This window comes from Verrucomicrobiia bacterium (assembly GCA_026414565.1).
Lineage (GTDB): Bacteria > Verrucomicrobiota > Verrucomicrobiia > Limisphaerales > Fontisphaeraceae > Fontisphaera.
Window position 1 is genome coordinate 62509 of sequence record JAOAIT010000070.1, and the last position, 14430, is coordinate 76938.

Annotated in this window: 9 protein-coding genes and 1 other RNA gene; 4 read left to right on the plus strand and 6 right to left on the minus strand. The window is 59.8% G+C overall.

Annotated elements, in window-relative coordinates; all coding sequences use genetic code 11:
- Positions 1–8: 8 nt before the first annotated feature.
- The 3 genes from N3J91_16505 to N3J91_16515 form a co-directional block, all read right to left on the minus strand.
- The gene (locus tag N3J91_16505) at positions 9–899 is read right to left on the minus strand and encodes a phosphoribosylaminoimidazolesuccinocarboxamide synthase (GenBank protein ID MCX8158015.1); all 891 of its coding nucleotides are present in this window, start codon (positions 897–899) and stop codon (positions 9–11) included.
- A gap of 70 nt (positions 900–969) precedes the next feature.
- Complete coding sequence (locus N3J91_16510) at positions 970–2892, minus strand: right-handed parallel beta-helix repeat-containing protein (protein ID MCX8158016.1); 1923 nt, start codon at positions 2890–2892, stop codon at positions 970–972.
- Between the two features lie 191 nt (positions 2893–3083).
- Positions 3084–3851, minus strand: a complete 768-nt coding sequence (locus N3J91_16515) for an endonuclease III domain-containing protein (protein ID MCX8158017.1) — start codon at positions 3849–3851, stop codon at positions 3084–3086.
- Positions 3852–4149: 298 nt separating this feature from the next.
- Here N3J91_16515 and N3J91_16520 point away from each other — a divergent pair, with 298 nt between their 5' ends.
- Positions 4150–8235 carry an esterase-like activity of phytase family protein gene (locus N3J91_16520; GenBank protein MCX8158018.1) on the plus strand — a complete coding sequence of 1362 codons (4086 nt, stop codon included), beginning with the start codon at positions 4150–4152 and terminating at the stop codon, positions 8233–8235.
- Positions 8236–8376: 141 nt separating this feature from the next.
- Here the strand turns inward: N3J91_16520 and N3J91_16525 are convergent, their stop codons facing one another.
- Positions 8377–10125, minus strand: a complete 1749-nt coding sequence (locus N3J91_16525; GenBank protein ID MCX8158019.1) for an ATPase, T2SS/T4P/T4SS family — start codon at positions 10123–10125, stop codon at positions 8377–8379.
- Positions 10126–10140: 15 nt separating this feature from the next.
- Positions 10141–10962, minus strand: a complete 822-nt coding sequence (locus N3J91_16530; protein MCX8158020.1) for a tetratricopeptide repeat protein — start codon at positions 10960–10962, stop codon at positions 10141–10143.
- Between the two features lie 169 nt (positions 10963–11131).
- Here N3J91_16530 and N3J91_16535 point away from each other — a divergent pair, with 169 nt between their 5' ends.
- Positions 11132–11728: a DUF4230 domain-containing protein gene (locus tag N3J91_16535; protein MCX8158021.1), complete on the plus strand. Its 597-nt coding sequence runs from the start codon at positions 11132–11134 to the stop codon at positions 11726–11728.
- Positions 11729–11851: 123 nt separating this feature from the next.
- Positions 11852–13336 (plus strand): hypothetical protein, encoded by a 1485-nt coding sequence (locus N3J91_16540; protein ID MCX8158022.1) that lies wholly within the window; start codon positions 11852–11854, stop codon positions 13334–13336.
- A gap of 24 nt (positions 13337–13360) precedes the next feature.
- Here the strand turns inward: N3J91_16540 and ssrS are convergent.
- Positions 13361–13549, minus strand: a non-coding RNA gene (gene ssrS, locus N3J91_16545) — 6S RNA.
- Positions 13550–14241: 692 nt separating this feature from the next.
- Between ssrS and N3J91_16550 the strand changes: the two genes are divergently transcribed.
- Positions 14242–14430: hypothetical protein (locus N3J91_16550; GenBank protein ID MCX8158023.1), on the plus strand; the 189-nt coding region annotated here is incomplete at its 3' end.

Genomic DNA, 14430 nt, shown 5'->3' on the forward strand with positions numbered 1-14430 from the left:
GGGGCCGCTTACAAATCGCGGCCCGTCAGGCGGCGATAGGCCTCCAGGTATTTGGCCTGGGTCTTTTCGACAACGTCCGGCGGCAGCATCGGGCCGGGGGGATTCTTGTCCCAATTCAACGTCTCCAAATAATCCCGCACAAATTGCTTGTCGTAACTGGGCTGGCCGCGCCCCGGTTGGTATTGATCCGCCGGCCAGAACCGGGACGAGTCCGGCGTCAGGACTTCATCAATCAAAATCAACTGGCCCTGGTACAGCCCAAACTCAAACTTGGTATCCGCGATGATGATGCCCCGCTGGCGGGCGTAAGCCCGGGCATGAGTGTAGATTTTCAGGCTTAAATCGCGCACTTTTTCAGCAATTTCCCGTCCCACAATCTGCGCTGCCTGTTCAAAGGAGATGTTCTCGTCATGCCCGGTCTCCGCCTTGGTGGCGGGGGTGAAGATCGGCTCCGGCAGCTCGCTGGACTCCTGCAATCCCGGCGGCAGTGGGATGCCGCATACAGTCCGGGAGGCCTTGTATTCCTTCCACCCGGAGCCAGCCAGATAGCCGCGCACCACGCACTCGATGGCCAGGGGCTGGGCCTTTTTTACAATCATGCTGCGGCGTTGCAACTGGGGCGCCCAGGCCGCCAGCGCCGGGGGCAGGGGATCGCCCGCCCGCAGCACCCGATGGTTGGGCACCAACGCTTCGGTTTGGTCAAACCAGAAATGCGAAAGCTGGGTCAGCACTTCGCCCTTGCGCGGGATGCCATTGGGCATGACGACATCAAATGCCGAAATGCGATCTGTGGCCACAAACAGCAGATGTTCGCCCAGGTCAAACACCTCGCGCACCTTGCCGCTTTTCAGTTTCTTGATGCCCGGCAGCTCAATTGTCAGCAATGGTATGTCAGCCATGCGCCGAATATGCTAAGCAAAATAAAAACTGCAACTGTAAAACAGTCCCATTTTTACAGATTTTTTCGGTTCATTTTCCCCGGCGCGGAAGACGGCCGGCCTGGGACACATCCACCGGCCCGATGCCCAGGGCATGGGCGGGCGATTCCGGCGCGGGGCGGGCCGTGGGCTGCCACAAATTGAGGAGTAACGGGCGATTGGTGGCCACTCCCGGCGGCGGGTTGGTGGAGCTTGCACGCGCGCTGTATTGATTCAAGGTCACCCACTCATAGCGGCCACTCTCGGCAAAAAACAAGTTGTTGCTCCAGGTCATGACGGCCTGCGCGCCCTCCACCCGGATTTTGCCGGTGGCGTACAGCAGATTGCGCTCCAGAATAAAGCCCGTGGAGCGTGGAAAGGTGATTTTGGCGTCCCCCAGCACCATGAACAGATTATGGCGGATGGTGTTGTTGGTGGCCATGTGGTTATGGGACGGCCAGTTCACGCGGATGGACAGGTTGGATTCGACCAGACAGCCGGAGCTGCGCTCATCCAAATAGTAGGCGGAGGCGCCGTAGCCGCCGGTATCCACAATGTCCCGGGCCAGGTTGCCGCGCAACACACAGTTGGACGCGGCAAACATATAAATGGCCGCACCGTCGTGCAGCACTTTCATGCAGTCATATAGCAGGTTATTTTCCACGATGTTGGAGGTGCCTCCGTAGTTGATGGCGGAGTAGGAGCAATCATGCACTTCGTTGTGTGCCACCCGGCACTGGCGCCCCCCGCGGTAAATGCCGATGGCGCTGGGATAGGCGCGGCCGATGCCGTGAATGTGATTGTTGAAGATGACTGACCGCTCTCCGCCCACGTACACGCCGCCCGCGCCGCAATCCGTCACTTCACAATTTTCCACCCGCACCTCGCGGGTGATCCCGTTGCCCTTGATGCCATGACCGGCCACTCCGCGGACGATCAGCTCATCGAGGCGGCATTGCTCGACATGTTGTAATTGGATGGCCCCGGGAAACGCCTCGGCGGCAAACCCACCTGAAATGAGGGGGACGGTGGTGGCGGCAAGCGTGAGGCGACGCAGGACCACGCCCCGCACCAGCTTGTCCCGCTCACCGCGCAGGCTGATGATGGTGGTTTGGTTGGGAGCCACCACGTGCAAGTTGGCCATTTTCTCGCCGGGCTTTGGCCAATAGACAAGGCGGTTGCGCGCGCGATCATGATACCAGTTGCCGGCGCTTAACATGCCCTGCTCAATGTTCCACAGCACATATTTTTGCACCCCGAAAGCACCGGGCGGATGGCCGGTCTTGGGCGTCAGTTTCAGGATGCGCTGGGTCACATCATGCGCCGCTATGCCCACGCATGATTCATCCCACATGTGAAACACGGTGATTTCCGCATTGGCCACTTCCAACCAGTCCCCCACGTCTCCCTGGCGATATTTCAAGGTGGTCAGCTCTTCATCGGTGGGGGGCCGTTGCCAGCCGCCGCCGGTGGTGGACATCCACGGCACGGAAAATACGCTCTCATGCGGCAACGCGCCTGTCGAAGGATAACGGGCACGTGGGCGGGCTTCGCCGTTGACCAGCAGCAGGCGGATTTCCCACGGCCTGCCAGTGGGGGAGGACGGCAGTGGCGCAACTTGAAACCTGCCCTCGGCCTGCCAGTTCGTCAGCCGGATCCCCCCATATAGCACCGGAGGAGTCGCGCCAGTGCCTTCAATGCTCAGACCGGCGTCCTGCGGTCCCAGCGTGAGGGACACGTTGTAGTAATCACCGGATTGCACCAGAATCCGGTGCGGTCCCACGGCGGAGCGGGCGGCCTGCAGCGCTTCCTGCACACTGCCAAAAGGCCGCGCCACACTCCCATCTCCCTCACGCGCGCCCGCGGCGACATGCCAATCCCGTCCGAATCCCAGCGGCAGACAAGACAAACACGCCAGACCAACGGCCCACACCCATTGGCGGCCCTTATGCGACAAAGGGGTATGCATCGTCATGGGCTGGTTATCCCACAAAACAACCGGCGTTAAAAGCGCGAGTTCTGCTCCCGGTTGATTGATGATGATGATCGGCGAGGGGGCAAGGTCGCTGCCACAGGAAAACGTCTTCGTGTTCCTCGCGTGCGCAAGTATTGGTCTGGTTGCCCCTTGGCTGCGATCCGCCACGAAGGGCTCAGAAACCGCAGCGGTTATGTTTCAAGGGGGCCTTCGCGGGGCAGCAGCTCACGCAGCGGACACTGGGCGCAGCGCGGTTCGCGGGCGGTGCAATAGTGCTTGCCCACCATGACCAGTTGGGCGTGGTAGTCCTGCCACAAATCCAGGCGCTCCTTTTGGGGTACATGATTTAGCGCGCTCTCACACAGGGCCTTGAGGGACTCGTATTCTTCGGCCGTCTGAGTCTTGCCGGCGCGTTGCTGCCGGCGCGGGGGATGCCACCAGCCGTGACGCAGAAAGATGCGCTTGGTGTAGGCATCCACCACAAAACTTAGATGCCCTCCCGCGTAAAGCAACATGCTGTCAGCCGTTTCCCGCCCGATGCCATGAATGGCCAGCAATCGGGCGCGCACCGTGGCCACATCGCCGGTAAACAGGCGCTGCAGGTTGCCGCCGTATTGCGTGACCAGGACCTCGAGAAACGCGCGCAAACGTTGAGTTTTAATGTTGAAATAACCTGCCGGCCGGATGAGCCGGGCCATTTGCTGTGGCGGCATTGCCCAGAGGGCTTGGGGGGTCAAGGGGGCGGCCTGCTTGAGATTGCCGATGGCTCGCTCCACATTGGACCAGGCGGTGTTTTGGGTGAGAATGGCTCCCACGCACACCTCGAATGGCGTCTCCCCCGGCCACCAATGCTGATAGCCAAAATGGGCGCGCATCCGCGCATACGCCTCGCGCAGCCTGGCGGCCACGGGACGCAGGCCGGTGTGCGGAACAGGTTGTGAGCCGGAGGTCTTTGGCACGCGCGCACGCTAACAAGGCCGCCCCGGGCGGTCAATGGCCCGGAGGGACGCTTGCCGTTGTCGTGGTATTTGGCGGTTGCCGGACTGGTCCAGTCGTGGTCCGTTTTTGCCACGCGCTTGTTGCACATGGCCGATTATTTCCTGTCCGCAGGCTGATATGGTTTTTCGTCTTATCACCGCCGCGTGACGTTTTCGCCAACCGATTGTCATCATTTCCTGTTGCTGTTGGGGGCGTGGCAAATGAGTGATTGCGGCCCGTCATTTGCCCGACTGAACAACCCAAATCGCGTACACTGGTATGAAACAAAAAACCATTCTCTGGATTCTCAGTTGCCTGGCGCTGGTATGCCTTCCCTGCGCCGCTCAATTCAACGGTTTCACCAACCTCGGCCTGGTGGCGGTGGGCAGGGTGCCCGGCGATGCCTTCGACGTGCGCGGCCCCGGGCTGGATTCGCTGGGTGGTTTTGGTTCAGCCACTTATTTTGACTGGGGCTCGGCTGTGCATGAAGGGCGCACCGTTCGCGGCACTTTGTACGCGCTACCGGATCGCGGCTTCGGGGACGGCGCACAGAACTACCTGACCCGCATCTTGAAGTTCAGCCTGGCCATTACCCCTTACGAAGGCCCCGGGCCGGCGCCCCAAAACCAAATTTCGCTCGTAAATACCGGCCTCATCTTTTTTACCTACGAAAGGACCAATCATTACACCGGTTTTGATGCCAACGACACCAATGTGCTGACGCATCCGCAATCGGCCCCCGACAGTCTCGGCCAGGGCCGGCGCAGCCTGGACGGGGAAGGTTTGGTGCGCCTGCCGGACGGCCGCTTTTACGTGAGCGATGAATACGGCCCCTACATTTATCGCTTTTCGGCCGACGGCAATTACGAGATGCACTTCAAGATTCCCGAGTCCCTCATGCCCAAGTTTGGCGCGGCCTATCCGCGCAAGAATTACTTCACTGCGGTGACCGCTCCAGTTTCGGGCCGGCGCAATAATCGGGGGTTGGAGGGACTGAGCATCACTCCGGATGGCAAGCGGCTGTTTGCCATGCTGCAAAGCCCCACCATTCAGGATGGCGGGGCCGGCACCGCTGGACGCAATACCCGGGTGGTAGTTTTTGACGCGGACGAAAGTTCGCCCACTTATGGCGAAGCCCTGGCCATGTACGTCTATGTGCTTACCCTCAACGGCAGCGCCCAAACCAACCGCCACACGCCGGTCAGTGAAATCCTGGCGCTCAACCACATGGAGTTTCTAGTGTTGGAGCGGGATCAAATTGGCCAGGGCTTGACCGGCACCAATATCTTTACCGCCCCCACCTATAAGCGCGTGGTGCTGGCCAGCATCGAAGGCGCCACCAACATTATTGATTCTCCCTACAACTTGGAGTTGGGCGCGCCGGGGCAGCTCTCGCTGCCGGCCAGCGGTCTGCCTTCTTCCATTAAGCCGGTCACACGCATGGATTTGGTGGACATGTTGGATGAGCAACAACTGGCCAAGTTTGGCCTGAATGCCAGCGCTCCGCATGACACCAACACCATTCCCGAAAAAATGGAGAGTCTGGCCTTGATCCCCCTGTTCGAGGGGCAGCGTCCGGATGATTATCTTCTCCTGGTCATCAGCGACAATGATTTCAAAGCTCCGGTGGTGTACCATAATGGGGAGGCGGTCGGCACCAATGAAATCGGCATGGACACCCTGGCCCTGGCTTATCGCGTTACGCTGCCCACTTATGGGGCAGCGGCGCCTTCCAATCAGCCTCCGGGGGTGGTGCTGACAGGCCCCACCAACGCCGTTTTGGCCCTGCCTGTCTCCTTCAAGCTTGTTGCCAATGCTTATGACCAGGACGGCAAAATCGTCAAAGTGCAGTATTACCAAGGCACCAGCAAGGTGAGTGAGGACACGGCCTATCCTTTTGAGCTCGCGGTCACGCTGACCAATGCCGGCCTGTTTGCCATAACCGCCGTGGCCTACGATCATGAGGGGGCTGCGGCTACTTCCTCGGTCTATCAGGTGGAAACGGTGACAGCCAATCTTGCTCCGCTGATCGCGTTGCGCACCACTCCCGCGGTCGTGGCCACCAGCGCGCCGGTCAATTTCACCCTTATTGCGGATGTCCAGGATGTGGACGGCTGGATTTCCCGCGTAGTCTTTTACCGGAATGGCGTGGCGGTGCGCACAAATACCGCGGCCCCCTACCAGCTCGGCTTTACCAATCATCCTCTGGGCGACTTTCTCTATCAGGCGGTGGTCACGGACAACCTGGGCCTCAGCTCCACTTCCGCCCCTGTGTTGATTACCGCCCGCAAGAACACCAGCTCCCCGCCGCTCACCGTGCAAATCCTGCACGCCAGCGATTTTGAGGCGAGTTTGAACGCCATTTTTGATGCCCCTGCCTTCAGCGCCGTGCTCAACGGGCTGAAAGCACAGTATCCCACCAATACCCTCATTGTTTCCTCGGGCGACAACTACATCCCCGGCCCCTTCTTCAACGCCTCCGCCGACCCGGCCGCAGGGTTTAACGGCGTGGCCGGGCGGGGTGACATCGTCATGTTTAACGCCATGGGCTTCCAGGCGTCGGCCTTCGGCAATCATGAATTTGATGCCGGCACGCCGCAGGTGCGCAACCTGATTTTGCGCGATGCCGCCGTGAATTATGCCGGCACGTTGTTCCCTTATCTGAGCGCCAATCTGAACTTTGCCACAGACAGCAGCATGGCCAGCCTGGTGGCCGCCGATGGCCAGCCCAACACCACCTTGAGCAACCGCGTGGCCCGCTCCTGCATCGTGCAGGTGGCTGGCCAGTGGATCGGTTTGGTGGGCGTCACCACGCCCGAGCTGAGGGCCATCTCCTCGCCGGGCAACATCCAGGTGGACACCAATCTGGTGACGGCCGTGCAGGCCGCAGTGGACGCCTTGCTGCCGCTGGGCGTCAACAAAGTCATTGTGCTGGCCCACCTGCAGCAGTTTGCCAACGAGTTTGCCCTGGCGCAGCAATTGCGCGATGTGGACGTGGTCATCGCGGGCGGGTCGCATGCCATCTTTGCCAAGCCGCAGGACCGCCTCCGGCCCGGCGATGTGGCCGTCACCAATTATCCGGTCTGGTTTAACAGTACCCTGGGGCAGCCGGTGGCGGTGGTAAACGCCGGCGCCAATTATCGCTACGTCGGGCGCTTCATCGTGCGCTTTGATGAGCAGGGGCTGATCACCAGTTATGATCCTGCCAGTGGCGTTTATGCCACAGACGAACAGGGCATTGCCGAGACGGGCAATCAACCGCCCAATGCCACGGTGTTAAATGTGGCCACCAACCTGGGGGCCATCATCAACGCCAAGGACGGTCTGTTCTTTGGCCGCACGCTGGTCTATCTCAACGGCCTGCGCCAGTTTGTGCGGACGGAAGAATCCAACCTGGGCAATCTTACTGCCGATGCCAACCTCTGGCGCGGCCGGCTGGCCGATCCCACGGTTTCCATCTCGCTCAAAAACGGCGGCGGCATTCGTGATTCGATCGGCGCGGTGGTGGGCTATGGCGGCGGCGCGTTTTTTGGCCCGCCTCTGCCCAATCCCCAGGTGGGCAAGCCGGCCGGAGCCATCTCGCAGCTCGACATTGAGAATGCTCTGCGCTTCAATAACGGTTTGACGTTGCTAACCCTCACCGCGCAACAACTGCGCGACACCATGGAATGGAGCGTGGCAGCTACCGCGCCCGGCGCCACGCCCGGCCAATTCCCGCAGGTCAGCGGCTTGTGGTTCAGCTATCAGCCCACCAATCCGCCGATGACCTACGCCCGTTCCAACACGGTGATCACCGGCATCGCAACGCCCGGATCGCGGGTGCAAACACTGGTTGCCCGGCGCGCCGATGGCACGCTGGACTTGGTGGTGGATCAAGGCCAACTGGTGGGCGATCCCAACCGTACCTTCCGCCTGGTTACCCTGGGTTTCCTGGCTGACGGTGGTGATTCTTATTATCCGCTAACCCAGGCGGCTGACCGGGTGGATTTGGCCCCTGCCAGCGGCAACACATTCTTCACCGATGGCGGTGAACAATGGGCGCTGGCCGGGTATTTGACCAACATCCAGGTTTATGCCGTGGCCGATACGCCCATGGCATGGGATCAACGCATTCAGAACCTGGCCCTGCGCAATGACACCGTTTCCCACCCGCAAATCGTAGGGTTGAGCCGGGGGCCCAGTGGGCCCACCCTCCGGGTCATGGGCCTGCCGGGCTTCCAGTATCGGATTCAGTACTCTACGGACCTCCGGCAGTGGTTTGACCTGGGACAGGCTGCCGAGGCGGGCGGGGGCCTGTGGCAATATCAAGATGGCGCTTCCACGTCGGAGCGCCGATTCTACCGGGTAATCCGCCTTCAACCTTGATCGGGGCGTAACTGAAATTGGGCTTGCGCATCCATGAGAGCGTAGCCCCGCCTGAAGGCAAAGTGCGAAACTGCGGCGCGCGGAGGGGACGTAAAACCCGCCGCGCGCCGTGCGTTTTGTTTTGAAGCGCGGTCGTGGGCTTTAATGTGCGGCGGTGACCACGAGGGTTTGCTCGAGGGTGGAAATGCCGGCACGTACCTTGTCCAGGGCCACCTGCCGCAGGCTGCGCATGCCCTGTTCCATCGCCACTTTGGCCACCTCCATCGAACTGGCGCGTTTGATGATGAGCTTTCGGATTTCGTCGGTCACCGTCATGATTTCGATAATCGCGCAACGCCCGGAATAACCGGTGTTCTTGCAGCGGTCACATCCGCGGCCCCGGTATAAGTCCACCCCCGCAAAGAAGTCCGGCGCAATCCCCAAGTCCTGGAACATCCGCGGCGGATATTCCACCTTTTCCTTGCACACGTTACAAATGCGGCGCATCAGGCGCTGCGCACAGGACAAAATGACCGACGAGGAAATAAGGAATGGGGCAATCCCCATGTCATCCAGACGGGCAATGGCGCCGGGTGCATCGTTGCAGTGCATGGTGCTCAGCACCTGGTGCCCGGTCAGCGCGGCCTCCACGGCGATTTCGGCGGTTTCCTCGTCGCGGATTTCCCCGATCATCACAATGTCCGGGTCCTGGCGCAGAATCGAGCGCAGCGCCGCGGCAAAGGTGAGGCCAATTTCCTTCTTCACCGGCACCTGATTGATGCCCGGGATTTGAAACTCCACCGGGTCTTCAACCGTTACGATGTTGTAGTCTGGATTGTTAAGCTCGTTAAGGCACGAGTACAGGGTGGTGGTCTTGCCGGAGCCGGTGGGGCCGGTGACCAAAATCAATCCGTGGGGCGCATCCACCGCCGCTTTGAGCCGCCGGAAGCTGTCCTCGTCTAGGCCCAGCTTGTCCATGCTCGCGGAAAGATTGGATTTGTCGAGCACGCGCAGCACGCATTTCTCGCCGTGGACGGTGGGCAGGAAGGAAACGCGCAGGTCAATATCACGTCCGCCCACCTTCACGCGCATGCGGCCGTCCTGCGGCAGGCGGCGCTCGGCGATGTCCAGATTGCTCATGATTTTGATGCGCGAGGTGAGCGGAATCTGCATCGCCTTGGCAATGGGGGGCTGCTCGATGAGCGCGCCGTCAATGCGATAGCGCAGCTTGACCATCTTCTCGAACGGCTCGATGTGGATGTCGCTGACGCGGTCCTTGATGGCCTGCACCAGAATGATGTTGGCCAGCTTGATGACCGGCGCCTCGCTGCCCGACTCGGCCATCTGATCCAGCGAGATCTCCTCCTGGGTCTCCTTGGCCACCTCCAGGCTTTCGGCGTCCTCGGCCACCTCGGCCTCAGCCGCCTCAGCGGTTTGCGAGACAATTTCCGCCAGAGTGGCGCCTTTGCCGGACTCGATGGCCGCGATTTTGTCGAGAATGGCCTTTTCCGGCGCAATCAGCGGGGCCACCTCCATTTTGGTGACGCGCTTGACATCGTCCTTGGCCAGCACGTTGAGGGGGTCGGCCATGGCCAGGTAGAGCTTGTTGCCCAGGCGGGAAACCGGCACCACCTTGTGATTGCGGGCCATGTCCACCGGCACCAGGTCGGCCACGTCCTTCTCGATGCCCACCCGCGCCAGATTGACCGGTGGGGTGTTCAACACGCGGCCCATGCAAACTACCAGGTCCTGGTCGGTGACCAGTTTTTCGTCAATCACCAGGTTGAGGAAGCGTTTGCCCTCCTTTTTCTGCTTGGCCAGCAACTCATCCACCTGCGCGCTGGTCAGCAGGCCATCTTCGATCATGGCATCGGCGATGCGTTCGCCAAAGGGCTTGTTGACCGGTGGCATAGGGGGTTGACGAGGTTATTTAAAAACTTTTTTGATCACGCGCAGCAGTTCCTGCGGCGGCGAGATGTACCAGATGATGCGGTCCTTGTCCTTGCTGGCCTCAGTCAGTTCTTTGGCGGCCTGTTTGTTGAAGGGGTTGCAGGTGGCCACCATCAAGGACTTGCTCATCCTATCAATAGGCAGCACACACCACCGCTGGCAGGTCTCCCGCGGAAACCTCCGGGCCAGCTCCACATCCACGTCGTAGCGGTCCAGCGGCAGAAACGCCACCCCCGATTTGTCGCACAGCAGACGCAGGGACTTGTCCAGCGGCAGGATGTTTTTATCGTGCAACACCTGTAAAAACGGGTCCACAATCTTGCCCGGCATCGGAGCAGGGGTGACCCAGCACAAATCAAAGTCGCCGGCGGTGATGTGCTTGCCGTCCACAAACAGCTTGTACATGAGGTCCCGGCCGTCATCCACCTTGACCTCGGCGCCGGGCCGCGCGACGGCGGGTTTGGCGGCCTCCGCCTCCAGCGGCATCGGGCTGGCCGTCATGCTGGCGGCCTTGTTTTCAATCTCGGCCAGCGCCCGGCGCACATCCGGGTCGTCCGGATATTGTTGTAAAATGGTTTCGTACTCGAGAATGGCTGACGAAAGCTGCCCGAGCTGCATGTACGCCTCGGCAATACGTTTGGCGGTGTTCACCGCCTCCTTGGCACGTCCCAGCTTGGAATACGCCTCTTTCAGGATTTCCAAAGACTGGTAATCATGAGGCTGGGACTGCGTGATGACCTCGAACATCTCGATGGTCTGCAGCAGTTGGGTCTCTTCGCTGGGTGTCAGTCCGTTCATGACCACTGGCACATGCCGCCGAGACCGGGACGGCATCATTCCGCCGCCCCGCGCCCACCCTGGCATGCTTGACACCATGCAATCTAACGATTTGGCTCCCGTTGCGCAACTGTTTTGCCAATGGCGGTTTTTTCTCCCGCCCCGGGCTGGCGTGGTTTAGATTAGGGACATGTGGAAAACACGGTTGCTCATCGTGGGTTTGATCGTGGGGATTTTATCCCTGCTACTGCTGGTGGCGGGTTTCTTGCTGGTCCGCCTTTACCTGCAGGGCCAGCGCTCCACCCAGCGCAATACCGCTGTTTTCCTGCGCAACATTCAGACCCTCAACCACTTGGTGACGGTTCAGCAGCGCCTGGAAAAAGTCGTCATCCTCGAAGACCCCCCCACCGGCAAGCTGGCCCTGCTTGCGGGTGAAAACCGCGTCATTTTGGTGGCTCATGGTGTGGTCAAGGCGGGGGTGGATTTATCCAAAATTACGGAAAAGGATACGAAATGGCGTGGCACCAATCTCATCCTGCGCCTGCCCCCCAGCCAGATCACGGATGTTTATCTGGACGAACAACGCACGCAGTTAATTGAACACAAGACGGGCTTTCTACGGCGCTTCGATGCGCAGCTTCCGGATTTGGCCCGTCAGCAGGCCCTTCAGGACATGCGCCGGGCCGCGCGGGAATACGAAATCCTGAAGGAGGCGGACCAGCGGGCCAGAGCCAGCATCCAGAAATTCCTGGAACCCATGGGTATCGCCGTCCAGTTTGCGGACTAAGGTCTGAAACGCTGCAGACTCTGAAGAGTTCATGTCACCTAGACACACAAGCGGGCAGTCGCGCACGCCGGCAATCTCGGTGGCGGATTGCATCCCCCGCCTTTCACCGTTACATTGAAGGGCATGGCGTTTTTAAGCCGATTACTCTTGATGATGGCGCTGGCAGGCATGGGCCTGTTTTCGGCCAGTGCACAGAACGCCCCGGCTACGGACGGCCCTGTGTCCCCATCGGAAGATATTCTGGAGTTTTTGAGCGGGGACATTTTGCGCGGGCGGCTGGTGGGCATGGATGCCAATGGTTTGCGCTGGCAGCACAGTCCGGAGGGAACCACCCTTACCATTAAACCTCGGGGCGTGTACAAGGTGCGGCTTGCCCGCACCCGGCCGGTCCCGCCGCACGGCACGGATTCGGTGGTGCGGCTGGTCAATGGGGATGAAATACGCGGCGAGCTTCAGGAAATGGATGACCAGACGTTGGTTTTGCGCACCTGGTACGCCGGCAACTTGCGCCTGCAGCGTCAAGGCCTCGCCTCATTGCTCACCGGTCTCTCCCGTTACAAGGTTATTTACGAAGGGCCGGACAGCATGAGCGGCTGGACCAATCTCAGTGGCGTGCGCACCGATGTGCAATTTGTAATTGTGGGCGGCGTGGCCCAGTTGGTTTCCCCGGAAACCCAGCCGCGCGCGGTTGCCAATGGCTGGCATTATCACAACGGCGCGTTTTATGGCGTGAACGCGGGTTTTCTAGGACGTCAGTTGGATTTGCCGCCGGTCTCAAACATCGAATTTGACCTGTCCTGGCAGGGCAATTTTTACTTGAGCATTTGGTTTTACACCGATCGTCCCGCCTCACCTGACGGTAACGCCTATATGTTGCAGGTGTCTCCTCGTAACCTGCAGCTTTGCCGGGCCACCCGTACCGGCAACAACATGTCGCTGGGCATGGTGGACATGCCCGAAGGCACACGCAAGATCCGCCTGTCCATCCGCACGGACATCCCCAATAAAACCGTTGCTGTTTATGGCAATGACGTGCTGTTGCGCCAGTGGCTGGACATTTCGAATTTGGAGGGTCTGGGCACCGGCCTGGGCTTTTATCTGGCCGGCATGGCACAGCAGGTGCGCATTGCCAATCTGCGCGTGACCGCCTGGGACGGCCAGATTGATAACTACCCGGAAACTCCCGTCGCCCGAGGCCAGGAGCTGGTCCGCCTGTTGAACAAGGATCGCGTGGCGGGCCGCGTAAAGGCCATTCGCAAGGGGGAGTTGCTCCTGCAGGCCGACTTCGGCGAGCTGCCCCTGCCGCTGGAACGGGTGGCGGCCATCGAGTTTGCGGCGGCCAAAACCACCAATGCCGCTCCCATCGCCGATGCTTCCCAGCTTGTGCGCGCTTTCCTGAATGGGGGAGGCCGGCTGACCATGCTCTTGGAAAATTGGGATGAACGTCAGGTCACAGCTTCCGGCCCCTTCTTTGAACGCGCCCAGTTCCATCCTGCCCTGTTTCAAAGCCTTCAATTCAACCTCAATCAGGCGCGCCTGGATTTGGATTTCTTTGATGCTCCCGCCAAATTCCGCGTGGCTCCCGAGATTCTGCTGGATAACTTTTAGGGCGCGCGGTCTCTCCGGGCAAAAAAAAACCCCACCCTGGCCGTGTGTAACAGTTCCTTTGAACTGCTCAAGAACAAGTGGAACCCGATCGCGGCCGTTCGACTACCAGTTCACGGATGAAAGGCTTGTCGGCAGGCAGCGAAATAGAGGCTCCTTTTTGAGGATTTTACGGTTCAAGGACTTTGTTCCTAATCACGCACCGGGCAGGGAAATTTGTTTTCAAATTTCCAGCCGCATTCAGGCTGTCAAAGAGCTTCCAGCAAGGTCACTCTCACGTTTCCCGCTGACAGGAGAAGCATCGGCTTTTTGGACGGAAATCTCAAGTCTAAAATGTTTTTTTCTTGGGCGCGCTCTCCTGCCTGTGCGGCGACGGCACGAGGCGTAAGGATATCATGTCAGCCCGTCAATGCGTATATACGGTGGTTTCTACTCGTATGATGAGGAGAACGCCGTGACTCGGCGCTCCAGCGCCGAATTGGCCCGAGGGCATGAAGCAGGGCGGGGCCACCCGGCAAGGCGCCTTCTTTTGTCATCCAGTCGGGCCTGAATCGGCCTGCTTGCCCGCCAGCCAGAAAAATCGGGCAGTGATTTTTGTTGCCACTGTCACCAATTTGTAACATGGTTTGCCCGCGTTAGCCTTATGTTGCGGTTAGTTTTTTGCCAAAGTGGTGGCGCAGTCTGGCCCCGTGCCGCCAGTGCCCAACGCCTCGTCCGGTGTTGTGGGATTGTTTTTTTCCTGTTTTCCTCATTGCCCAAGTCCATTCAGGGCAAAGACTTGCGTTTTCTGCTGTGAGGTGTCGAAAGGCGGAAATTGGTGAGAAATCAGATGGCATGAATTAAGCTGCTGCACATTAGGAGCTAAATAATTGAAAATCAATCTAACTGATAATCTTGGAAAGGCGGTTATGATGCGCTATTGGCTCACATGTTTTTTTTCTCTGGCTCTCGTCGCCCAGGCGGCGTTGGTGGGGCCGAACGGGTATCAGGAGAACTTCAGCACGCAGCCTGGGGTGGGGGACTGGAGCACGTTGAGCATGAGTGGGAGTTCGACGTCCAGCGGGGTGAGCAATGATTTGGTGAGTGCGGCGCAGGCG

Excerpts from the sequence above, each read along its gene's own strand:
- N3J91_16505 (MCX8158015.1), bottom strand. The coding sequence starts at position 899 with ATGGCTGACATACCATTGCTGACAATTGAGCTGCCGGGCATCAAGAAA.
- N3J91_16510 (MCX8158016.1), bottom strand. The coding sequence starts at position 2,892 with ATGACGATGCATACCCCTTTGTCGCATAAGGGCCGCCAATGGGTGTGG.
- N3J91_16520 (MCX8158018.1), top strand. The coding sequence starts at position 4,150 with ATGAAACAAAAAACCATTCTCTGGATTCTCAGTTGCCTGGCGCTGGTA.
- N3J91_16525 (MCX8158019.1), bottom strand. The coding sequence starts at position 10,125 with ATGCCACCGGTCAACAAGCCCTTTGGCGAACGCATCGCCGATGCCATG.
- N3J91_16530 (MCX8158020.1), bottom strand. The coding sequence starts at position 10,962 with ATGAACGGACTGACACCCAGCGAAGAGACCCAACTGCTGCAGACCATC.
- N3J91_16535 (MCX8158021.1), top strand. The coding sequence starts at position 11,132 with ATGTGGAAAACACGGTTGCTCATCGTGGGTTTGATCGTGGGGATTTTA.
- N3J91_16540 (MCX8158022.1), top strand. The coding sequence starts at position 11,852 with ATGGCGTTTTTAAGCCGATTACTCTTGATGATGGCGCTGGCAGGCATG.